At 75.4% G+C, this 23192-nt stretch carries 14 protein-coding genes; 9 read left to right on the forward strand and 5 right to left on the reverse strand.

Annotated elements, in window-relative coordinates; all coding sequences use genetic code 11:
• Nucleotides 1-4: 4 nt before the first annotated feature.
• Both ACFVYK_RS24650 and ACFVYK_RS24655 read right to left on the reverse strand, forming a co-directional pair.
• Nucleotides 5-934: a carbohydrate kinase family protein gene (locus ACFVYK_RS24650; RefSeq protein WP_389777725.1), complete on the reverse strand. Its 930-nt coding sequence runs from the start codon at nucleotides 932-934 to the stop codon at nucleotides 5-7.
• On the reverse strand, nucleotides 931-1644 hold the full coding sequence (locus tag ACFVYK_RS24655) for a class II aldolase/adducin family protein (protein WP_389777727.1): 714 nt from the start codon (nucleotides 1642-1644) through the stop codon (nucleotides 931-933). Before ACFVYK_RS24655 ends, ACFVYK_RS24650 begins: the two co-directional genes overlap by 4 nt.
• A gap of 58 nt (nucleotides 1645-1702) precedes the next feature.
• On the opposite strand from ACFVYK_RS24655, the gene ACFVYK_RS24660 reads away from it, so the two are divergent.
• The gene (locus tag ACFVYK_RS24660) at nucleotides 1703-2353 is read left to right on the forward strand and encodes a TetR family transcriptional regulator (RefSeq protein ID WP_389777729.1); all 651 of its coding nucleotides are present in this window, start codon (nucleotides 1703-1705) and stop codon (nucleotides 2351-2353) included.
• A 28-nt stretch (nucleotides 2354-2381) separates the two neighbouring features.
• Here the strand turns inward: ACFVYK_RS24660 and ACFVYK_RS24665 are convergent, their stop codons facing one another.
• On the reverse strand, nucleotides 2382-3578 hold the full coding sequence (locus ACFVYK_RS24665; RefSeq protein WP_389777731.1) for a serine hydrolase domain-containing protein: 1197 nt from the start codon (nucleotides 3576-3578) through the stop codon (nucleotides 2382-2384).
• Between the two features lie 689 nt (nucleotides 3579-4267).
• Here ACFVYK_RS24665 and ACFVYK_RS24670 point away from each other — a divergent pair.
• From ACFVYK_RS24670 to ACFVYK_RS24695, 6 genes are all read left to right on the forward strand, one after another.
• Entirely contained in the window at nucleotides 4268-11470 is a 7203-nt protein-coding gene (locus tag ACFVYK_RS24670) for an SDR family oxidoreductase (RefSeq protein WP_389777732.1), read from the forward strand.
• Nucleotides 11471-11553: 83 nt separating this feature from the next.
• Nucleotides 11554-16113: a beta-ketoacyl synthase N-terminal-like domain-containing protein gene (locus tag ACFVYK_RS24675; RefSeq protein ID WP_389777757.1), complete on the forward strand. Its 4560-nt coding sequence runs from the start codon at nucleotides 11554-11556 to the stop codon at nucleotides 16111-16113.
• Nucleotides 16110-16436, forward strand: coding sequence for an acyl carrier protein (locus ACFVYK_RS24680; protein WP_389777734.1), 327 nt, complete (start codon nucleotides 16110-16112; stop codon nucleotides 16434-16436). The genes ACFVYK_RS24675 and ACFVYK_RS24680 overlap by 4 nt, the downstream gene beginning before the upstream one ends.
• A gap of 3 nt (nucleotides 16437-16439) precedes the next feature.
• Entirely contained in the window at nucleotides 16440-17267 is an 828-nt protein-coding gene (locus ACFVYK_RS24685; protein ID WP_389777735.1) for an alpha/beta fold hydrolase, read from the forward strand.
• Nucleotides 17264-18457: a glycosyltransferase gene (locus ACFVYK_RS24690; protein WP_389777736.1), complete on the forward strand. Its 1194-nt coding sequence runs from the start codon at nucleotides 17264-17266 to the stop codon at nucleotides 18455-18457. The genes ACFVYK_RS24685 and ACFVYK_RS24690 overlap by 4 nt, the downstream gene beginning before the upstream one ends.
• Nucleotides 18454-19521 (forward strand): class I SAM-dependent methyltransferase, encoded by a 1068-nt coding sequence (locus tag ACFVYK_RS24695; RefSeq protein ID WP_389777737.1) that lies wholly within the window; start codon nucleotides 18454-18456, stop codon nucleotides 19519-19521. Before ACFVYK_RS24690 ends, ACFVYK_RS24695 begins: the two co-directional genes overlap by 4 nt.
• A 251-nt stretch (nucleotides 19522-19772) precedes the next feature.
• Here the strand turns inward: ACFVYK_RS24695 and ACFVYK_RS24700 are convergent, their stop codons facing one another.
• The gene (locus ACFVYK_RS24700) at nucleotides 19773-20285 is read right to left on the reverse strand and encodes a hypothetical protein (protein WP_389777738.1); all 513 of its coding nucleotides are present in this window, start codon (nucleotides 20283-20285) and stop codon (nucleotides 19773-19775) included.
• 214 nt (nucleotides 20286-20499) lie between these two features.
• On the opposite strand from ACFVYK_RS24700, the gene ACFVYK_RS24705 reads away from it, so the two are divergent.
• A complete protein-coding gene (locus ACFVYK_RS24705; RefSeq protein WP_389777740.1) occupies nucleotides 20500-20844 on the forward strand; it encodes a cupin domain-containing protein in 345 nt (114 codons plus the stop codon).
• Here ACFVYK_RS24705 and ACFVYK_RS24710 read toward each other — a convergent pair.
• Entirely contained in the window at nucleotides 20834-21880 is a 1047-nt protein-coding gene (locus tag ACFVYK_RS24710) for a LacI family DNA-binding transcriptional regulator (RefSeq protein ID WP_389777742.1), read from the reverse strand. The genes ACFVYK_RS24705 and ACFVYK_RS24710 overlap by 11 nt on opposite strands.
• 140 nt (nucleotides 21881-22020) lie before the next feature.
• Between ACFVYK_RS24710 and ACFVYK_RS24715 the strand changes: the two genes are divergently transcribed.
• The gene (locus tag ACFVYK_RS24715; protein ID WP_389777744.1) at nucleotides 22021-23181 is read left to right on the forward strand and encodes a Gfo/Idh/MocA family protein; all 1161 of its coding nucleotides are present in this window, start codon (nucleotides 22021-22023) and stop codon (nucleotides 23179-23181) included.
• The last annotated feature ends 11 nt before the right edge of the window (nucleotides 23182-23192 follow it).

Below are 23192 nucleotides of genomic sequence, written 5' to 3' on the forward strand. Positions count from 1 at the left end.
CACCTCACTGACGCGGCTTGTTGGTCGCGGCGAACTCGTCGGCGGCCGCGAGATCGAAGTCGCCGTGGTCGCTGCCGAGCCCCTGGGCGACGAGCGCGGCCGCGGCGCTGCCGAGGACCGCGGCGTCGCCGGGCGTGCGGCCGAGGCTCACGCCCCGCAGATAGCCCGCCGAGAAGGCGTCCCCGCAGCCGGTGGTGTCGACGACGTCGACGACGAAGGCGGGCACCGGTTCCGCGCCGTCCGCCGTGACCACGACCGCACCGTCCCCGCCGCGGGTGACGGCGACGACCCCCGCGCCCGCGCCGAGGAGTTTGCGGGCCCCCGTCAGCAGGTCCCTCTCGCCGGTGAAGCCGAGGACCTGGTCCTCGTTGGGCAGCAGATGGTCGATGTGGGGCAGGGCCGCCTCGAGCTGTTCGAAGCTGCCGAGGACTCCGGGGGCGAGCAGGTCCACGGAGGTGACGACGCCGTGCTCCTTGGCGTAGGACAGGATGCGCGCGGCGACGTCGACGCCGATCAACTCCGGTCCGCCGAGGTGCAGATGGGTGGCTTCGGCGAGGGCCTCCCAGGGAACGTCGTCGAGGCCGTAGGTGATGTTCGCGCCGAGCAGGTGCAGCGAGGGCCGGTCGCCGTTGGGGCGGATCGGCAGGACGCTCGCGGAGGTGGCGGTGTCGGTACGGCGGACCAGGAACTCGGTGTCGACGCCCGCCTGTTCGAGCAGCCGCACCAGCATGTCCCCGGTCGCGTCCGAGCCGACGGCGCCGGCGCTGCGCACCCGGGCGCCCAGCTTGGCGAGGGTGAGGGCGGTGCCGCCGGCGGTTCCGGCGGCGGTCATGCGGATGTCCTCGACCAGCGTCGCGCCCTGACCCTCGGGTATCTGCTGTACCGGACGGACCAGTACGTCGAGTACGTGCACGCCCATCGTGAAGACCTTCATCGGCTCTCCCCCTTCGTCGGCTCCTGCTGCTGCGCGGGTGGTGCGGGCGGTACGGGGTGCGTCGTGCCGTAACCACGGGCCAATGCGGCCTCGACGACCGCGAGTTGCTGCTGTTCGTCGAGAGCGCGCGGCCGGCCCATGGCGGCCGCGTTGCGGTAGACGCCACAGGCCCATTCGAGGAGCAGCGCGTTCTCGACGGCCTGGTCGAGGGTCGTCCCGTGGGTGACCGCGCCGTGGTTGGCCATCAGGGCGGCGCTTCGGCCGTCGAGCGCGGCGAGCACCGACTCGGCGAGTGCGGGGGTGCCGAAGGTGGCGTACGGAGCGACCCGCACCGTGCCGCCGAGGGCCAGCAACTGGTAGTGGACGCAGGGCAGTTCGTCCAGGACACAGGACACGGCGGTGGCCATCGGGGCGTGGGTGTGGACGACCGCGCCGGCGCCGTAGCGGCGGTAGACGCCCAGGTGCAGGTCCAGTTCGGAGGTCGGCCGCAGCGTTCCGTCGACGATTTTCCCGTCGAGGTCGACCACGGTCACCTGGTCCGGGGTGAGCCGTGCGAGGACCGCTCCGGTCGCGGTGATCGCGACCCGGTCCTCGACGCGTACGCTCACGTTGCCGGCCGTGCCGATGAGGAGGCCCTCGGCCCCCAGACGCCGGCAGACGTCCGCCACGGCGGCCCGCTCCTGACTCAGCGTCGAGCTTGAGGCGGTCATGGGCGCGAAGGTAGCGTAAACATGAAACAAAGTCACGTTCACGTTCGGAGGCAGTCCCTTGGTCCAGCCGACCGCGGAGCCCGGCAGCGGCGCCCCGCTGCGCCGCACCCCTCGGCAGGCCCGCAGCAGGGCGCGTCTGGCCCTGCTGCTCCGGGCCGCCGAGCGCATCCTCGTCGACGAGGGCGTGGAGGCGCTCACCACGACGCGGGTCGCCGCCGAGGCGAAGGTGTCGGTCGGCTCCCTGTACCAGTACCTGCCCGACCGGGGCGCCATCATCGATGCCCTGGCCTCGGGGTACTTCGCCCGCCTCGAAGGCGTCATGGACGATCTGGCCCGGTCCGCGGCGCACGAGCGGTGGGACGATCCGGTGGGCGTCCTGGTCGACACCTGCGCCGGCGTCTACCGCACCGAACACGGCTTCCGCGCGCTGTGGTTCGGCAGCGGGCTGACCGAGCGGACGCGGCAGGCGGATCGCGAGCACAAGCGGCGGATGGCCGACGGGATCCGCCGGGTCCTGCTCGCTCTGGGCCTGGCCCGCGACGACGAGACGCTGGCGCGGGCCTGCCACGCCGCGGTCCTCGCCGCCGACGCACTCGCCCAGGAGGCCTTCCGCCGCACCCCGCAGGGCGACGCGGACCTCTTGGACGAGGCGAAGGCGATGCTGCGCGGTTACCTCACCGCGGTCGTCGGCCGGTACGAGGCGGGGTAGGCGTCCCCGGACGGCCGGGCGGCCGCGGTCAGCCCGCGAGCGGGTGCCGCGGGTCCAGCAGCTTCGCGATCCGCTCGGTGATCGTCTGCGACGTGTTCCCGCCGGGCGCGTTCGGGCCGACCGTCGTGGACACCGCGATGGACAGCCGCTTGTGCGGCTCGTAGGCCATCACGGCCGCGTAGCCGAAGAAGGACGGGTTCTGCAGCACCCAGCCGTTCTTGACGACGACGCCCACGCCGAAGTGGAAGTTCTTCGTCATGGGCAGGCACACCGACGCGGGGCAGGTGGCGGTGGCGTGGCCGAGACCGACCGTCCCGGGGTTCAGCTGCGTGCGGAAGGAGCTCTTCGAGAGCAGTTCACCCGAGCCGATGCCCCGGCCGGAGCGGGCCAGGTCGCAGATGTCCTGCGTGATGACGGCGCCCGGGGCGGTGGTCCACGAGGGGTTGAAGTACGTGGACTCCTCGTAGGTGCCGCGTTCCTCGTCGTAGGCGTGCAGCACCGGCTCGGGGATGACGGCGGTGTCGTTGCTGCGGGTGTTGCGCAGGTCGAGGGGGCGCAGGACGCGCTGCCGCAGGAGGTGCGCGAGCGGGGTGCCGGAGATCTTCTCCAGGGCGCGGCCGAGCAGGACGAAGTTGGCGTGCGAGTAGCTCCAGTTGGTGCCCGGCGTGTACCACAGCGGGTGGCTGAGGGAGAACGCGACGAGCTCCTGGGGGGTCCAGTGCTGCCACGGGTCCGCGTAGAGCTTCTTCAGGAAGGCCGGGTCCGTGACGTAGTCGTGCAGGCCCGAGGTCGAGTCGCCGAGCATGCGCAGGGTGATCTCGTCGCCGTGCGGCAGGTCGGGCAGCCAGCGGGAGACCGGGGCGTCCAGGTCCACCTTGCGCTCCTCGACGAGCTGGAGCAGCACGGTGCCCATGAAGGCGATGCCGACCGAACCGGTCCGGAAGTGCATGGCCGGGGTCGCGGGGACGCCCGTCATGGACTCGCCTACGGCCCCCGTCACCAACTCGCGCCCGTCGACGGTGACCTTCACGAGGGCGGCCTTGAGGCCCAGCTCCTTCTTCGCCCGGCGGACGAGGTCGAGGACCGCGCGCGCCTGGCCCTTGGGGGCCGGGGTGGCCGTGCACGCCTGGTGCGGGCGGTCGGGGGCGGCGGTCGCGGCCGCCGTCTGAAGGGTGGAGACGAGGAGGGCGGCGGCGCACATCAGCGCCGTACGAGTACGCGTCATAAGCGCACTATGAGCTGATCGTCACACCGGCCCCGGCGCTGACACTCGGACACCGGCGCCGTGGAACCCGGACTGAACCCGTACGGACGAGTGTCGCCCCGCCCGGCCGCCTCCGGCGCGGCCCGCCCAGTCGAGCCGTGTGGTCGAGCTGCGCAGTCAAGCCGGTCGACGACCTCCCGAGGACCGGCCTGACTCCGCAGTCATCGCAGTCTTGGCGGCCCTCCGGCCCCAGTCAAGCCCCGTCCCGAGGGGTGAGCGGCGGACGCGGGAACGGACAGGGACCCTTCCGGTCACTCCCGGGGCGACACACAGAATTTTCCCGGCCCCCGGATCGGCGCCGGGAACGCGGGCCCGTCCCGGGACATGCGGTCCAAAGGAACCCATTTCTGACGGCCACTCATGTTTCCTCGGAGTGCGTCCACGGTGAACCGGGCCCGGGGGGAACGGAATTCATCCGTTTTCCTCCCCCCTGGTCCGTCACCCGCGACTGACCGAATCGATACGGCCGGTCACCGGCCGATCGTTCGAACGTTGACCAGTGAGTAACAAGGCCACTACCTTTCAACGCGTTTCGAGCACGCGCTACAGAACGGCGTTCCGCGGTGGACCTCTCCCCGCCGGAATCCGGTGAGCCGCCTTCGCTGTCCCGAACCCCCCACCGTGCAGTCTCACCCTTGATTCGGAGAATCATGACGTCCGCTGTGCGTTCCGAGGACATGATCATCGGCATCACTCCGTTCGGCGAGCCCGACGCCGGGCTCGCCCTGGCGGTCGGTCGGGCCGGCGGCCTCGGTGTGCTGGACCTCGGGCACGGCGACCGAAGATCGCGCGAGGCGCTGGCGCGACTGCGGCGCGCGGCTCCGGGCGCGTTCGGCGTCCGGATCGACGCGCACTGCCGGCTCACCCCCGCCGACCTGGACGCGGACGGCCCGCACACCGTGGTCCTCGCCGTCGACGCGGCGTCCGCGCCGTCCGGGGCGGCCGCAACAGCCGGGGCGGCCTGGCCGATCGCCGAGCTCGCGGCTCGCTTCCGGGTGCTGGTCGAGGTCACCGACCTGGCGGGGGCGCGGGAAGCGTCCCGCGCCGGAGCGCACGGCCTGATCGCTCGCGGCGCCGAGTGCGGTGGCCGCATCGGCGCGCTCAACGCCTTCGTCCTGCTCCAGCAGCTCCTCGCCGCGCCCGAGGTGACGACGCCGGTATGGGCGTGCGGCGGCATCGGCCCCCGGACGGCGGCCGCCGCGGTGGCCGGCGGCGCGGCCGGGGTCGTCCTGGACGGCCAGCTCGCGCTGCTCGCCGAGTCGGCGCTGCCCGAACCGGCCGCCGCCGCACTGCGCACCCTCGACGGCTCGGAGACCGTCGTGCTGGCCGGTCACCGTGTCCTGCTGCGGCGGGGGCCGCACGCCCCGCAGATCGCGCGGGACGCGGGGCCTCGGGAGGTGGCGGCGATGCTGGGCGCGCGCGATCCGCGCACCCAGCTGCTGCCGGTGGGCCAGGACGGCTTCCTCGCCGCCCGGTTCGCCGAGCGGTGGGTGGACGTACGGCGCACGGTTCGCGCGGTGCGGGACGCGATGCTGGACGCCGTCCACGACGACACGGCCGCCGCGGCACTGCGCCCCGGTTCGCCGATGAGCCGGGCGCTCGGCACCCGGCTGCCCGTCGCACAGGGGCCGATGACCAGGGTGAGCGACGGCGCCGCGTTCGCCGCGGCCGTGGCGGCGGACGGGGCGCTGCCCTTCCTCGCGCTGGCGCTGGCGGACGGCGCGCGGACCCGGACGATGCTGGCCGAGACCCGGGACGCGGCGGCCGGCCGGCCCTGGGGCGTGGGCGTCCTCGGCTTCGCGCCGGAGGACGTGCGCGCCGCCCAGCTGGAGGCCGTGCGGCAGCTGCGCCCGACGCACGCGATCATCGCGGGCGGACGGCCGTCCCAGGCGCGGGCGCTGGAGGAGGAGGGCATCCACACCTTTCTGCACGTGCCCTCCCCGGGGCTGCTGCGGCAGTTCCTGGCAGCCGGGGCCCGCCGGTTCGTGTTCGAGGGCTCCGAGTGCGGCGGGCACGTCGGCCCGCGCGGCAGCTTCGCGCTCTGGGAGGCCCAACTCGCCGTTTTAGAGGACTGTCTGACAGAACGTGAGAGCGCCGACGTGGAGGTGTTCTTCGCCGGCGGGGTGCACGACGAACGGTCGGCGGCGATGGTCGCCGCGCTCGCCGCGCCGCTGACCGCGCGCGGAGCGGCCGTCGGCGTGCTGATGGGCACCGCGTACCTGTTCACCGACGAGGCCGTGTCCTGCGGGGCCATCCGCCCCCTGTTCCGGCGACAGGTCATGGACGCCGAGACCACCACGCTGCTGGAGTCGGCCCCGGGGCACGCCACCCGGTGCGTGCCCAGCCCGTTCGCCGCCGGATTCCGCGACGAGGAGGCCCGGCTGCGCGCCGAGGGCGTGCCGGACCGGCGGATCTGGGAGGAGCTGGAGCGCCTCAACGTCGGCCGGCTGCGACTGGCCAGCAAGGGCGTGACCCGGGACGCCGAGGGCGCCCTCGCCCCCGCCGACGAGCGACGCCAGCTCGCCGAGGGCATGTTCATGGCGGGCGAGGTGGCCGTGCTGCGCTCGGCCCCCACCACCCTCGCGGCCCTGCACGCGTCGGTGACGACGGGCGCCGTCGACCATCTCGCCCGGCTGGCGGCCGCGTGGGCCCCGGCGCGAGAGGTCCCGGAACCGGCCGCGCCCGCTCCCCTCGACATCGCCGTCGTCGGCATGGCCTGCATGTTCCCGCAGGCTCCCGACCTGCCCGCGTTCTGGGCGAACGTCGTCGGCGGCGTGGACGCGGTCGGCGAGGTCCCCGCCGAGCGCTGGGACCCGGCCGTGCACCACGGCGCGTCCACCCCGTCCAAGTGGGGCGGGTTCCTCCCCCGCATCCCCTTCGACCCCCTGCGCTACGGCATCCCGCCGGCCTCCCTCGGCAGCGTCGAACCGGTGCAGCTGCTGTCGCTGGAGGCCGCCCGGCGCGCCCTGGAGGACGCCGGATACGGCGACGGCGGCCGGGAGTTCGACCGCTCCCGCACCTCGGTGGTCTTCGGCGCGGAGGCGGGCAGCGACCTGTCCAACGCGGCCACCCTGCGGGCGGTGCTGCCCTCGTACTACGGCCGCGTCCCGGCGGGCCTGGACGACCAGCTCCCCCGGCTCACCGAGGACTCCTTCCCCGGCATGCTCGCGAACGTCGTCTCGGGCCGGATCGCCAACCGGCTCGACCTCGGCGGCGCCAATTACACCGTCGACGCGGCCTGCGCCTCGTCGCTGGCCGCGGTGGACGTCGCCTGCAAGGAACTGGTCGGCGGCACCTCCGACGTGGTGCTGTGCGGCGGCGCCGACCTGCACAACGGCATCAACGACTATGTCCTGTTCTCCTCGGTGCACGCGCTGTCCCCGACCGGCCGCTCCCGCGCCTTCGACGGCTCGGCGGACGGCATCGCGCTCGGCGAGGGCGTCGCCTGCGTCGTCCTGAAGCGGCTCGCGGACGCCGAGCGGGACGGCGACCGGATCTACGGCGTCATCAAGGGCCTGGGCGCCTCCAGCGACGGCCGCTCCCTCGGTCTGACCGCGCCCAGGCCCGAGGGCCAGCGGTCCGCCCTGGAGCGCGCCTACCGCAACGCGGGCGTCTCACCGGCCGACGTCGGGCTGGTCGAGGCGCACGGCACCGGGACGGTGGTCGGCGACCGGACCGAACTGCGCGTCCTCAGCGAGGTGTTCGCCGAGGCCGGGGCGAGACCGGGCGGCTGTGCGCTCGGTTCGGTGAAGTCGCAGATCGGGCACACCAAGTGCGCCGCCGGACTCGCCGGACTGATCAAGACGCTGCTGGCCCTGCACACCGGCGTCCGGCCGCCCACCCTGCACGTCGAGGCGCCCAACGCGGCCTGGGAGGCGGACAGCAGCCCCTTCGCCTTCCACACCGAGGCGCGGCCCTGGGCGGTGCCCGCAAAGGAACGCATCGCCGGGGTCAGCGCGTTCGGCTTCGGCGGCACCAACTTCCATGCTGTGCTGAGCGCTTACGCGGACGGCGCGCCGCCCGTGCGGGGACTCGACGTCTGGCCCGCCGAACTGTTCGTCTTCCGCGGACGGGACGAGGCCACCGCCCGCCGCACGATGGAGGAACTGCTGAACGCCGCTCGGACTCCGGGCCGTCCGTGGCGGCTCCGCGACCTCGCGCTGGGCGCGGCCCGGCGGTCGGACGCGAGCGCGGACCCGGCCCGGTTCGCCATCGTGGCGACGGACGTGGACGACCTGGTGGCGAAGCTGCTCCGGGCCACGGCCGACGCCGACGGACACACCGGCTCCGACGGACACACCGCCTCCGGCGAGCACGTCGGCTCCGGCGATCACACCGGGGGCGTCGAGCCGACGCCGGTGCGCGGGATACACCGGGCGGGACGCGACGGCGGGGGCGTCGCGAGCGGCACGCATCCCGCGGTCGGCACACAGGTCGCGGGCGACGGCGACGCCGAGGCCGCCCGCCACGGGGACGACGCCAAGGTCGCCTTCCTCTTCCCCGGTCAGGGCAGTCAGCGCACCGGCATGCTCGCCGACCTGTTCGTCGCCTTCCCCGAGCTGCGCTCCTACCTGGAACTCGGCCGCGCGCACGCCGACGCCCTGTATCCGCCGGCCGCCTTCGACGAGGCCGTACGCGAGAGGCAACGGGCCGCGCTGACCGACACCCGCGTGGCGCAGCCGGCTCTCGGCGTCGCGGGACTGGCCGCGCACGCCGTGCTCGCCGCGGCCGGCGTGCAGCCGGACATGGCCGCCGGGCACAGCTACGGCGAGTTGACGGCACTGTGCGCGGCCGGCGCCTTCACCCCCGAGACGCTGCTGGAACTCAGCGCGGAACGGGCGGCGGCGATCCTCGCGGCGGCGCAGTCCGCCGGAGCGGCCCGGAGCGACGGGAACGGTGCGGCGGACGCCGGGACCATGGCCGCGGTCTCGGCCGGCGCCGAGGACGTGGCGCGGGCGCTCGAGGCGGCCGCCGCGCCGGACGGCGTCGTGATCGCCAACCGCAACGCGCCCGGGCAGACGGTGATCTCGGGGCCCACGGACGCCGTCGCCGAGGCGGTCCGGCTGCTGCGCGCGGCCGGTCACACAGCCCAGCGCATCCCCGTCGCCTGCGCCTTCCACAGCCCGCTGGTCGCCGGCGCCGCCGACCGGTTCGCCGAGGCGCTCGCGGCCCGCCCCGTGCACGCGCCCGAGTTCCCGGTCTGGTCCAACCGCACGGCCGCCCCGTACCCCGCCGACGGCGACGCCGTACGGGCCGGGCTCGCCGCCCAGATCGGCGCCCCGGTCGCCTTCGTGGAGCAGATCGAGGCCATGTACGAGGCCGGGGCACGTGTCTTCGTCGAGGCCGGTCCGGGCTCGGTGCTGACCCGGCTGACGCAACAGATCCTCGGCGACCGCCCGCACCGCACGGTGGCCTGCGAGCCCCGGCCCGGCAGCGGTCTGCGCGGCTGGCTCGACGCCCTGGCCGAACTCGCCGTCGCGGGGCTGCCGGTGCGCGGCGGATGGCTGCTGCGCGGCCGTGACGCGGTGGACGCGCTCCGTTCGCCGACGCCGAAGCGGCCCGGCTGGACGGTCGACGGCCAGCTGGTCCGCACCGCCGACGGCGCCCTCCTTCCCGGTGCGCTCGCGCCGGCCCGACGTGTCGTGGAACCCGCCGAGAGGACAGCGACGACTGTGACGACGAACCCCCCGCACGGCGTCCCGTCCGACAAGGACGCCCTCGTCTCCGAATTCCTGCGCACCAGCCGGGAGATGATCGCCGCCCAACGGGACGTGCTGCTCACCTACTTCGGCGCCGATCCGGGCGTCCGGACCGCCCCGCCCGCCGCGGAGGCCGCCCGGCCGGTCGAGGTCCGCCGGCTCCCCTCCGGCGGACCGGAGTCGGCCCTCCCGGCCCAGGCCGCGGGGCCGGCAGCCGTCCCCGCCGGACCCGCGGCCGTCGAAACCGCCGCCCTGGAGCCCACCGGAGCGGTCGACGTCCAGCAGGTCGTCCTGGAGATCATCAGCGAGCGCACCGGCTACCCCGTCGACATGATCGAGCCGGACCTCGACCTGGAGGCGGACCTGAGCATCGACTCCATCAAGCGGGCCGAGATCGCGGGCGAACTGGCCCGCCGCCTGGGCTCGGGGGCCGACGCCGACCTCGCGTCCCTGGACGACGACGCGCTGGAGGAGCTGGCGAAGGCGCGGACGGCGGCGGCGGTGACCGACTGGCTGACCGCCAGGCTGAGCGGCCCCGCCGAGCCGACCGCCGCACCGGCACGACCGGCCCCCGTCACGGCTGCGGCCCCAGCCGCAGCCTCGGACACGGACACGGACACGGCCTCGGACACGGCCCCAGCCTCGGACACGGACACGCAGCACGGACCGGACACCGTCACCGGCGAAGCCCCCGGCCGGTTCCTGCTGCGTCCGGTCCTCCTCGACGAGCGGGCGGGCGCTCCCGCCGACCCGTCGGCCGCGCTCGCCGGCAGCCGCTGGATCGTCCTGGGCGACGCCCCCGAGGCCGCCGCCCGCCTGGCGTCCCACGGCGCCGACGTCGACGTGCGCGCCCACGATCACGTCCTGACGGAGCCGGACGGGCCGGTGGACGGCGTGCTGTGGCTCGGGGCCTTCGCGGACGCCGGCGACTCCCCAGTGCTGCCCGACGCCTTCCCCGTGCTGAAGGCCGCCCTGGCGCACGGCCCGCGCTGGCTGCTGGCCGTGCGGCCCGCCGACGGCGAGGCCCCCGACGCCCGCGCCGCGGGGCTGCGCGGACTGCTGCGGACCGTGGCGCACGAGTATCCGGCGACGGTGGCCCGCCTCGTCGAACTCGCCGACGTCTCGCCGTCCGCGCTCGCCGAGGCCGTGGTCGCCGAGGCCGTGACCCCGGGCCGGACGCCGGTCGTGCTGCGGACGGCGGCGGGGCGGCACGGCTTCGACCTGGTCGCGGCGCCGCTCGGCACCCTCGGCGCCACGGGCGCGGGACCGGCCGGGGACGGCGCCGCGGAGGCGGCCGCGCTCGGTCTGGACCGGGACTCGGTGGTGCTGCTCGCGGGCGGGGCCCGCGGCATCACCGCGCAGTTCGCCGCCGCGCTCGCCGGCGCCGCCCGCTGCCGGCTGGAACTGCTCGGCCGCACCCCCGCCCCGGACGGTCCGGAGGCCGCGGACACCGCGTCCGCCCGCACCCCGGCCGAGCTGCGGGCCGCACTCGCCGCCCGCGGCGGTCTGCGGCCGGCCGAGATCAACCGCACCGCCGAACTGCTGCTGGCCCAGCGGGAGATCGCCGCCACCCTGGCCGAGCTCACCACGCTGGGCAGCCGGGTCCGCTATCGCTCGGTCGACTTCCGCGAGCCCGAGGCGGTGCTGCAGGCGGTCAAGGAGATCCATGCCGAGCACGGCCGGCTCGACGGCGTGGTGCACGCGGCCGGCGTGATCGAGGACCGGCTCATCGCCGAGAAGAGCGCCGAGTCCTTCCGACGCGTCTACGGCACGAAGGCGACCGGCGCCCACGCCCTGCTCACCGCGCTGGAGGAACTGCCGACGGCGCCCGCGTTCACCGTGCTGTTCGGCTCGGTCTCCGCCGTCCTGGGCAACCGGGGCCAAGGGGACTACGCCGCCGCCAACGACGCGCTGGAGACCCTCGGCGCGGCCTTCGCCGCCCGCACGGGCCGGCGCGCGGTGACCGTGCACTGGGGTCCGTGGGCGCCCTCGGCGGAGCACGCCGGCATGGTCGGGGCGGAGCTCGCCCGCGAGTACGCCCGGCGCGGCATCCGGCTGATCGACCCCGAGGAGGGAACGGCCGCGCTGCTGCGGGAGCTCGCCTGGGGCGAGGAGTCCGCCACCGCCGTCGTCTACACCGCTTCGGGCTGGTGACCGGCGCGGTGGGGGCCTCCCCCCGACACGCCTCGGACGGACCTCACCCGACCGGCCGCCAAGTGCCGGTGGCCGTCGTCGGGATGGCGGTGCTGCTGCCGGGCGCGGCGGACCTGGACGCCTACTGGCGCAACCTGCGCGACGGTGTGGACGCGATCGGCGAGGCGCCGGACGGGCGTTGGGACGCCGATTACTACCGACCCGGCACCGCCTCCGCCCCGGCCGCCGCGGACCGGGTCTACGCCCGCCGGGGCGGGTTCGTGGACGGGCTCGCCGAGGTGGAGGTCACCCGGTTCGGGATCATGCCCCACTCAGTCGCCGGGACCGAGCCGGACCAGCTGATCGCCCTGCACGTGGCCTCGGCCGCCCTCGACGACGCCGGAGGCGCGGACCGCCTCCCCGACCGGGGGCGGGTCGGCGTCGTCCTGGGCCGGGGCGGCTATCTCACGCCCGGCCTGGTCCGGCTCGACCAGCGGGTCCGGACGGCCGGTCAACTGGTGCGCACCCTGGGCGAGTTGCTGCCCGATCTGACCGGCGACCAACTCGACCGGGTGCGCACGGCGTTCACCGAACGGCTCGGTCCCGACAGCCCCGAGTCGGCGATCGGCCTGGTGCCGAACCTGGCCGCCTCCCGGGTCGCCAACCGGCTCGACCTGCGCGGTCCCGCGTACACGGTCGACGCCGCCTGCGCCTCCTCGCTGGTCGCCGTGGACCAGGCGGTGGCCGAACTCGCCTCCGGGCGCTGCGACATGATGCTCGCCGGAGGCGTCCACCACTGCCACGACATCACGCTGTGGAGCGTCTTCTCCCAGCTGCGCGCCCTCTCCCCCAGCCAGCGCATCCGGCCCTTCCACCGGGACGCCGACGGCATCCTCATCGGCGAGGGGACGGGTGTGGTCGTCCTCAAGCGGCTGGCCGACGCCGAGCGCGCCGGAGACCGGGTCTACGCCGTGATCCGGGGCACCGGCGTGGCCAGCGACGGCCGGGCCGCCGGTCTGGTGAACCCCGATCCGGGCGGCCAGGCGCAGGCGGTGCGACAGGCCTGGCGGGCCGCCGGCCTCGACCCGGCCGAGCCGCACTCGATCGGCCTGCTGGAGGCGCACGGCACCGCGACCCCGGCCGGCGACAACGCCGAACTGGCCACCCTGGCGGAGGTGTTCGGCCCGGGGGACGGCGACGCGGTGCTGGGGTCGGTCAAGTCGATGATCGGGCACGCCATGCCGGCCGCCGGGATCGCCGGTCTGGTGAAGGCCGCGCTCGCCGTCCACCACGGCGCGCTCCTGCCGACGCTGCACTGCGACGACCCGCACCCCGCCCTGGCCCGCACCCGGTTCCGCACCCTGGAGAAGACGGCCGACTGGGAGACCACCGGCCGCCGGCCCGTGCGCCGTGCCGCCGTCAACGCGTTCGGGTTCGGCGGGATCAACGCGCACGTGGTGCTGGAAGAGGCGCCGGGCTCCCGCGGGAGCCGCGCGGGAGCGCCGGTCCGCGCGGCTCTGCGGGTCGCCGAGCCCGAGCGGGTGCTGCTGCTCGCCGCCGACTCCCCCGCGCGCCTGGCCGCCCTCCTCGACGCCGACGACGCCGCCGTGCGGGCCGCCGGGCTCGACCCGGCCCGGCCGCACCCGGAGGCGGGACCCGCCCGGCTCGGCGTCGTCGACCCGACCGCCAAGCGGCTCGCCCTGGCCCGGCGCGCGGTCGTCCGGGAGCGGCCCTGGCACGGCCGCGGCGACGTCTGGTTCCGGCCCGGGCCCCTGCTGGGCGACGGCCGCGGCAGGCTGGCGTTCCTCTTCCCGGGCCTGGAGGGCGACTTCACCCCCCAGGTCGACGACGTGGCCGCCCACTTCGGTCTGCGCGCCCCCACGGTCGACGGCGGCCGGCCCGGCGACGTGGGACGGCACGGCTTCGGCGTGGTCGGCGTCGGCCGTCTCCTCGACACGGCGCTGCGCCGCAGCGGCATCGTGCCGGACGCGGTCGCCGGACACAGCGTGGGCGAGTGGACGGCGATGGCCGCGGCCGGGCTCTACTCCGGGGACGAGGTCGACGCGTTCATGACCGGCTTCGACCCGGACTCGGTGACGGTCCCGGGCCTGGCCTTCGGCGCGGTCGGCGCCTCGGCCGAGAGCGTCGCGGCCGCCCTGCGCGAGGAGGGCGGGGAGCGGGATGGCCTGGTCCTCTCGCACGACAACGCGCCCGGCCAGTCGATGGTGTGCGGCCCGCAGGCGGCGGTGGAGGACTTCGTGCGGGCGCGCCGCGCCCAGGGCGTCCTCAGCCAGGTCCTGCCGTTCCGGTCCGGCTTCCACACACCGATGCTGCGTCCCCATCTCGCACCGATCGAGGAGGCCGCCCGCCGGTTCCGGCTGCACCGGCCGCACACCCCGCTCTGGTCGGGCACGACCGCCGCGCCCTTCCCCGACGACGAGGCGGGGATCCGGGCCCTGTTCGTCCGGCACCTGCTGGAGCCGGTGCGCTTCCGGCAGCTGACCGAGGCCCTGCACTCGGCCGGTCACCAGGTGTTCGTGCAGGTCGGCCCGGGGCAGCTCGGTTCTCTCGTGGGGGACACGCTGGGCGCGCACGACCACCTGGTGGTCGCCGCGAACTCGCCCCACCGCAGCGGCCTCGCCCAGTTGCGCCGGGTGGCCACCGCTCTGTGGACGGCGGGTTCGGCGGTGACCCCCTCCCTGCGCCCCGACGAACCGTCCCCGGGCCCGGGCGAACCGTCCCCGGGCGCCGTCGGGGCGGCGGCCGGGGCCCGGCGGCCGCCGGTGCGGCTCGACCTGAGCGGCGCCCTGGTCTCCCTCGCCCCCCGGCGGCTCACCGAGCTGCGGGCCGAGCTGCGGTCCGCCCCGGGCACGGAGCCGAACGCCGGGTCGCGCGCACCCCACCGTGCGCCCGGCCCGGTCGCCCCGTCGCCGCTGGACGCGCTCGTCGAGGAATCCCCGGCAGCCGCCGAACTGAGCGCGCTGCTGCGGGAGACCGCGGACACGGCCGCCGCCCTGATGGCCGCGCGGACGACGACGCCCACGAGGACGACGAAACCCACGGCGCCCCCCGCCGCCGTGCCCGACCCGCAGTCCCCGGCGTGGCCGCGGCGCACGACCGTCCGCGTCTCCCCCGACACGATGCCGTACCTCCTGGACCACTGCTTCTTCCCGCAGCGGCCCGGCTGGCCCGAGGTCGCCGACCGTTGGCCGGTGGTCCCGGCGACGACGATCGTGCAGCACATCGTGGACGCCGCGGTGGCGGCGGCTCCCGGAGAGACGGCGGTCGCCGTGCACGGCGCGCGCTTCGAGGAGTGGCTCACCGCCACCCCGGCCGTGGACGTGCCCGTGACCGTGACGCCGAAGGAACCCGGCCGACTCGCCGTCTCCTTCGGTCCCCGCGCCCGCGCCACCGTGCAACTCGCCGCCGCCTACCCCGCGCCGCCCGCCCCCTGGACCGTCGACCCCGGCGCCGAACGCGTCCCGGACCACACCGCCGCCCAGCTCTACGCCGAACGCTGGATGTTCCACGGCCCGGCGTACCAGGGCGTCGCCGAACTCACCGCGATCGGCGAACGCCATGTGCGCGGACGGCTCACCACCCCGGCCGCGCCCGGCGCGCTGCTGGACAACGTCGGCCAGGTCCTCGGCTACTGGATCATGGCGACCCGCGCCGAGCGGACCGTGGTGTTCCCGGTGGGGATGCGGGAGATGCGGTTCTACGGACCGCATCCGTCGCCGGGCGCGCAGGTGCACTGCCTGGTGCGCGTGGTCTCGCTCACCGACTCGCTGCTGGAGGCCGACGTCCAGCTGACGGTCGCGGGGACGGTGTGGGCGGAGCTTTACGGCTGGCAGGACCGCCGCTTCGACAACGACCCGCAGACCCGGCCCGTCGAGCGCTTCCCCGAGCGCCACACCCTGTCCGAGGCGCGGCCGGGCGGCTGGCGGCTGCTGCACGAGAGGTGGCCGGACCTGGCGTCCCGGGAACTGATCATGCGCAACTCGCTGGGCGGCGCGGAGCGCGCGCAGTACGCGCGGCACGCGCCGCGCGGGCGCCGGCAGTGGCTGCTGGGCCGGATCGCGGTCAAGGACGCGGTGCGGCAGTGGCTGTGGGACCAGGGCGAGGGCCCCGTCTTCCCGGCGGAGCTGCGGGTGCACAACGACGACACGGGACGCCCCTACGTCACCGGGGTGCACGGCCGGGTCCTGCCCGAGCTGGACGTCTCGCTGGCCCACTGCGCGGAGGCGGCCGTGGCGATCGTGCGAGCGCACCGGCCGGGCCCCGGACCGGGGATCGACGTCGAGGAGGTCGCCGAGCGCACCCTCGAGGCCATGGCCGCCGTCCTCGGCGCGCACGAACTGCGGCTGCTGCGCCGCCTGTCGGCGGACACGGGCGACGGGGAGGCCCTGTGGTTCACCCGTTTCTGGGCGGCGAAGGAAGCGGTCGCCAAGGCGGAGGGCACCGGATTCGGGGGCCGGCCGCGGGACTTCGCCGTGCTCGACGCGGCGCCGGCCGGCGACCGGTTGACCGTCGCGGGCCGCCTGGAACGCGCCTACACCGTGCACTGCGCACCGGCCGCCAATCCGCCCCGGCTCCCGGCGCGCGCCTACGCCGTGGCCTGGACGACCGGACACCCGACCGCTGAGGAGTACGACGCCCGATGACATCCCCCACCCCCCGCACCCCCGTCACCGCCGACGAGGCGTCCGTCCTCGCCGACCTCACCGCCATGCTGGCGCGGCTCCTGGAGGACGAGTACGGCCTGGACGACGTCGAGATCGGCATGGGAACCACCTTCAACCGCGACCTGGAGCTGGAGAGCATCGACCTGGTCACCCTGGCCGGGCTGCTCCAGGAGCGGTACGGCGAGCGGGTCAACTTCGCCGAGTTCCTGGCCGACATGGAGTTCGACGAGATCATCGAGCTGACCGTCGGACGGCTGGTCGAGTACGTCGTGACCAGCCTGAAGGCCACGGAGGCGAGCTGAGCCATGGCGATGGTCGACACCGGCGCCGTCCGGTTGCACGTACAGCGGATCGGCCCCCGGGCGGGCCGGCCGGCCACCGCCACCGTGGTGCTGGTGCACGGACTGCTCACCGACAGCCTGGCGAGCTACTACTTCACCGTCGCGCCCGCGTTCGCGGCCGCCGGGCTCGACGTCGTCATGTACGACCTGCGCGGGCACGGCCGCAGCGAACGCCCCGTCGCGGGATACACGCTGGACCACAACATCGACGACCTGGAAGCCCTGCTCGACCGGCTGGGGGCAGCCGGTCCGGTGCATCTGGTCGGCAACTCCTACGGCGGCACGATCGCGTTCGGCTTCGCTGCCCGGCGGCCCGACCGGGCGGCGAGCGTCAGCCTCGTCGAGTCGGAGCCGGCCACCGCCGCCTGGGCGGTGAAGCTCGGCGGCATCCTGGACCGCGTCGTCACCCAGCTCGCCCACAACGAGCCCGACGCGATCGCCTGGATCTCCGCCCACCGGGGGCACAACACCGCCCGGCTGGCCAAGGGGGCCGCCCGGCTGGCCCGCGACACCACCCTCGGCCGGGACATCCCCGCCAGCCGGGTGCTGACCGCCGATCAGATCGCCGCCGTGCGCTGTCCGGTGCTCGCTCTGTACGGCGGCGACTCCGATCTCGCCGAGCTCGCGCCCCGGCTGGAGGCGGCGCTGCCCGACTGCCGGACCGTGGTGATCCCAGGTCATGAGCACTCGGTCCTGGTGGAGGCGTCCGGGACGGTCGGCGGGCACATCCTCCAGCTCGTCGAGGAGGCCGCGGGCACGGCCGGACGGGTGGCGGCGGAGGCGGCCGGGTGAGCCGATTCCTGTTCGTCGTACCGCCGTTGACCGGCCACATCAACCCCACCGTCGGTGTCGCCGCCGAACTCGTAGCGCGCGGCCACCAGGTGGCGTGGGCGTGTCCCGATCCGGCGCTGGTCACCCGGCTGGCGGGCCCCGCGGCCGGCCCGGTCCTGGCGTGCGCCGGAGCGCCGCCGGGTGAGCGGCCGGCCGAGCTGCGCGGGCCGGAGGCGCTGAAGTTCCTGTGGGAGTGGTACCTGCTGCCGTTGGCCGAGGCGATGGCCCCGGGCGTCCGGGCCGCCGTCGAGACGTTCCGGCCGGACGTCGTCGTCGCCGACCAGCAGGCCTTCGCGGGCGCGCTGGTCGCGGAGCGGCTGGGTCTGCCGTGGGCGACCTCGGCGACCACGTCGGCGGAGTTCACCGACCCCCTCGCCGGGCTGCCCAAGGTCGGCGCGTGGCTGCGGCGGCGGCTGGCCGCGCTGCGCGAGTCCGTCGGGGACCCGGCCGCCACGGCCGACCCCCGCTTCTCCCCGCACCTCGTCCTCGCCTTCAGCACACCGGAGTTGGCGGGCGAGGCGCACGCTCGTACCGCGGGCGCACACGGTGGCGGGGCGATCTGCTGGGTCGGGCCGTCGGTCACGTCCCGGCCGTCCGCCGCCGGCTTCCCCTGGGAATGGCTCGACCCCGCTCGCGGCACCGTCCTGGTCACGCTGGGCACCGCGAACGCCGACGTCGGCGGCCGGTTCCTCGACGTGTGCCGCGGCGCGCTGCGGGAACGGGCCGACCGGCTGCAGGCGGTGATCGTCGACCCCGGCGGCATGTTGCCGGCAGACGGCGACGACAAGGACGTGCTGGTCGTGCCCTTCGTGCCGCAACTCGCCCTGCTGGAGAGGGGAGTCGACGCGGTCGTCTGCCACGCCGGGCACAACAGCGTGTGCGAGGCCCTGTGGCACGGCGTCCCGCTGGTGGTGGCCCCCATCCGTGACGACCAGCCGGTGGTGGCGGGCCAGGTCGTCGACGCGGGAGCCGGAGTGCGGGTGCGGTTCGGCCGGGTCACCGCCCGGCAGGTGGGCGCGGCGGTCGACGCCGTCCTGGACGACCCCGGACACCGCGCCGCGGCCGAGCGGATCGGCACGGCGTTCCGCGCCGCGGGCGGCGCCCCGGCCGCCGCGGCCCGACTCGACGAACTGGCCAGGGAGCGCCGATGAGCGAGAAGACCGATCCCGCCGAGCGGATCGCGGGGCTGCGGCCCGCCTACCAGGCGGACATCGCCGCCGGCCTGGACCGCTTCTTCGAGCCCCGGCGCACCCGTTGCCCCTGGTGCGGCTCGCCGGAGCTGACCACCCGGCTGCGCACCACCGACCTGCTCCAGCACAAACCGGGCCGGTTCGTCCTCGACCGCTGCGAGGGCTGCGGGCACACCTTCCAGAACCCCCGGCTGAACGAGCGGGGCCTGGAGTTCTACTACCGGGACTTCTACGACGGGCTGGGCGAGAAGAAGCTCGGCGACACCTTCGGCGGCCGGACGGCGATGTACCGGGGGCGGGCGGAGTCGATGCTGGCGCACGACCCGGCGCCGAAGACGTGGCTGGACGTCGGCACCGGGCACGGCCACTTCTGCGCGGCCGCGCGCGAGGTGCTGCCCCGGACCACGTTCGACGGGCTGGACTTCACCGACGGCGTCGAACTGGCCGAGCGGGAGGGCCGGGTGGAGCGCGGGTACCGGGGTGACTTCCCCGGCCTCGCGCCCGAACTGGCCGGTCGCTACGACGTGGTGAGCATGTTCCACTACCTGGAGCACAGCACCGATCCCGACCGCGAACTGCGCGCCGCGCACGAGACGCTGCGACCCGGCGGGCATCTCCTCGTCGAGGTGCCGGACCCCGAGAGCCGTTACGCGCGGCTGCTGGGCCGCTGGTGGCTGCCCTGGCTGCAGCCGCAGCATCTGCACTTCGTGCCGGTGGCCAATCTGCGGGAACGGCTGCGCGAACTGGGCTTCACGGTGGTGGCCGAGCAGCACGCCGAGCCGCACGACCCGGTGGACCTGCTGGCCGCCGTCTGGCTGGCGCTGGACCACGCTGCCCCGCGCGACGACGCGCCCTGGCTGCCCCGGCCGCCGAGCGGAGCGCGTCGCGCGCTGCGCGCTGCGCTGCTGGTCGCCGGGGTGCCGGCACTGGTGGCGGCCACCCTGCTCGACCGGTTCGCGGTGCGCCCGCTGTCGCGGCGGCTGGGGGTGTCGAACGCGTACCGCGTCGTGGCCCGGCGCGACTGACGGGCACGCGCCCGCCCGGGTGTCGCCGTACCGGCTTCCGCCCCTGGCTCGGAGCCCAGCGCTCCCGGGCAGAGCAGCTCAGCCGGTCCCCGCGGAGGCCGGCCCCGCGGCTCGTGCGGTGACCGGCGTCCGTCGTCGCCCCCGTGGCCGCGGGGCGCGACGCCGGCTCAGTGCGCGACGGCCTGGCCGGACAGCGTTGTCAACAGTTTCGTCCGCCGTATCGGCCGCGGGTGGCAGGCACCGCGAGGGCCTTACTTGATGACCGCGTTCGCCACCACCACGACCACTCCGAGCAGCGCGTCGACCGCGCCGATCAACCCGGCCGCCGTCCACGAGCGGTGCGAGGAGCGGGCGGTGATCAGCCCGAGGGCGAAGAGCAGGGCGATGTTGAGGGCGAACGCCGGGTACTCCACGCCGTCGGCCGGCCACCAGCCCCAGCCGGCGCCCGCCAGCACCAGCACCGTCGGCACGACCGCCGCGACCAGGGGCCACTCCTCGCGCAGGGTGCGCAGCGCGTCCCCGCGGCGGTGCGGGGCGCGCTCGGCGATGTAGTGCGCGTAGCCGTGCGCGAGGGCGGAGGCGAGGGCCGTCACCAGCAGCCAGGCCGCGTCGTAGCGGCGGCTCTCGCGCGAGGCGTGTCCGTACTGGGTGAGCGCGGCGACCATCGAACTGGCCAGCACCGCGCCGTAGACGCCGCCGAAGAGGACGGTCTCGCGGGTGCCGTGCCGGTGGTCGTGGCCCGCGGCCGCCGTGTCGTCCGTCATGAGCCCCACGATCACCCGCCGCCGGAGCGCCCGCCAGTCCCACCGGTCCCACCGGTCCCGACGGCCCGGCCGGTCGCGCCGGTCGCACAGGTCGCGCGGGTGCGTCCCGTACGCACGGACCCGCCGCGTCCGCGACGGAGTGCCGCCCCGCCGGGGCCCGCACCACACACGGTGTCCACCCCGCGGGGACGGATCCGCTCGCTAGGGTCGCCGCATGACCCACAGCTTCGCTCTGCACGTCCCCGAGGCCGACCTCGAACCCGACCCGCTCGATCCGGCCCAGATCGTCTCCGGCGCCCCCGAGGTCAGCGGCAAGGTGGTGTGGGAGTCCGCCGACGGCCGGCAGGTCCGGGGCATCTGGCAGATCACCCCGGGCGTGGTCACCGACACCGAGGCGGACGAGCTGTTCGTCGTGCTCAGCGGGTCGGCGACCATCGAGGTCGAGGGCGGCCCCGTCCTGGCCGTGGGCCCCGGCGACATGGCCGTGCTGCGGGAGGGCGACCGCACGACGTGGACGGTCCACGAGACGCTGCGCAAGGTCTACGCGATCAACCGGTGAGCGGGGCGGCCGCGGGGGCCGTCGTCCCCCTGATCTCCAGCACGGGGGCGGCCAGCCGTACCCGCCCCGCTCCCCCGCGCCCCTCCAGCCGGTCGAGCAGGCAGCGGGCCGCCCGGCGACCGACCTCGTGGCCGGCGTTGTCCACGGTGGTCAGCCACAGGTGGCGCAGCCGCGACGTGCTCGTGTTGTCGTAGCCGACCACCGACAGGTCGCCGGGCACGCGCAGGCCCAGTTCCTCGGCCGCCGACAGCGCTCCCACACTGGCGATGTCGTTGACGGCGAACACGGCGGTGGGCCGGTCCGGGCGGGTCAGCAGCCGCAGGGCGGCCCGGTGCCCGCCCTCCTCGGTCATGTCGCTGGGCTCGACGACGGCCCCGCGCGCGCCGTGCTCCCGCATCACCGCCTCGAAGCTGCGCCGGCGCAGCTCGCCGACCGCTCCGTAGCCCGCGATGTGCGCGATCCGGCGGTGGCCCAGCCCGAGCAGGTACTCGGTGGCCAGGCGCGCGCCCCGCTCGTCGTCGCCCGCGACCACGTCCACCCCCGGCGGGACGGCTTCCCGGGCTCCCGCGACCACGACCGGGATCCGCTCGGCGACCGCGCCCAGCGCGGCCGGATCGGGCAGGGTGCCGACGACCACCAGCCCGTCCGCGCCGAGGTCCAGGAAGGCGCCGGCCGCGTCCTGGCCGACCCGGCGGTTCAGGCGGGCGTCGGCGAGCAGCATGTGCAGGCCGCTCGCGTGCAGCAGGGAGTTGAGGCCGTCCAGCAGGTCGACGTACCAGGGATTGCGCAGGTCGTGCAGCAGTACGCCGACCATGGGCGTCCCGGTGCCGGGGCCCGGCCGGGCCGAGGGGAGGCCGCGCTGCTCGCTGAGGCTGCGGGCCGCCGCGTTGGGGCGGTAGCCGAGTTCGCGCACCGCGCGCAGGACGGCCTCCCGCTTCTCCGCGCGCACCTGTCCGGAGCCGCGCAGCACGAGGGAGACCAGCGATTTGGAGACGCCGGCACGGTCGGCGACGTCACGGATGGTCGGCGCTCTCATGACTTGGACCGTTCCATCTCGGGGACCGGTTGTCAAAGGCGCGTGTGGGCCTTGACATGCCGTTCGCAACGCCCGCAGGGTGGCCGGGGCAGTATGTGGACCGGTCTAAAGAGGGCCGCACAGGGCTGAGAGGAACCGTCATGGTGGACGCGCTCGGAGTCGCCGTCGTCGGGTTCGGCTGGATGGGCCGGGTGCACACCCAGGCGTACGCGCGCGTGCGGCACCACTACCCCCGGCTCGCGGTGCGTCCGGAGCTGGTGGTCGTCGCCGAGGAGGTCCCGGGCCGGGCCGAGGAGGCCGCCGACCGGTTCGGGTTCACCGCCACCACCCGCAACTGGCGGGAGGTGGCCGCCGACCCGCGCGTCGGCGCCGTCAGCGTCACCGCGCCCAACTTCCTGCACCGGGAGATCGGTGTGGCGATGGCCGAGGCCGGCAAGCACCTCTGGATCGAGAAGCCGGTGGGGCTCACGGTCGAGGACGCCCGAGCGGTGGCCGACGCGGTGGCCGCGGCGGGCGTGCAGGGCACGGTCGGCTTCAACTACCGCAACGCCCCCGCCGTGGAGGCGGCCCGCGATCTCATCGCGTCCGGCGAACTCGGTGCGATCACCCATGTCCGCATCCGCCTCTTCAGCGACTACGCCGCCCATCCGGACGGTGCCCTGACCTGGCGGTACGAGCGCGAGCGCGGCGGCAGCGGGGTGCTCGGCGACCTGGCCTCGCACGGCGCCGACCTGGCCCGCTTCCTGATCGGCGACATCACCGCGCTGACGGCCGACACGGCGGTCTTCGTGCCCGAGCGGGCCCGCCCCACGGGGGCCACGGCGGGCCACAGCCGCGCCGCCGGCGGTGAGCTCGGCCCGGTCGAGAACGAGGACTACGTCAGCTGTCTGCTGCGCTTCGCCTCCGGCGCGCGAGGGGTGCTGGAGGCCTGCCGGGTCTCCGTCGGCGAGCAGAACAACTACGGCTTCGAGGTGCACGGCGCCAAGGGCGCGGTGTTCTGGGACTTCCGGCGGATGAACGAGCTGGGTGTCAGCCGCGGCACGGCCTACCAGGACCAGCCGGTCAGCACGGTGTACGTCGGTCCGGGCGACGGCGAGTTCGGGGCCTTCCAGCCGGGCGCGGCGAACGCCATGGGCTACGACGATCTCAAGGTCGTCGAGGCGTACCGCTTCCTGCGCTCGGTCGCCGAGGGCGTGCCGCACGGCGCGACGCTCGCCGACGCGGTGCGCAGCGCGAGCGTGCTGGACGCGATGACCCGGTCCGCGCGCAGCGGGGCCTGGGTGGACGTGCACCCCGGGTAGCGGTGGCGGTG

Origin of the sequence: Streptomyces sp. NPDC058291 (assembly GCF_042880855.1) — a bacterium.
Taxonomy (GTDB): domain Bacteria; phylum Actinomycetota; class Actinomycetes; order Streptomycetales; family Streptomycetaceae; genus Streptomyces.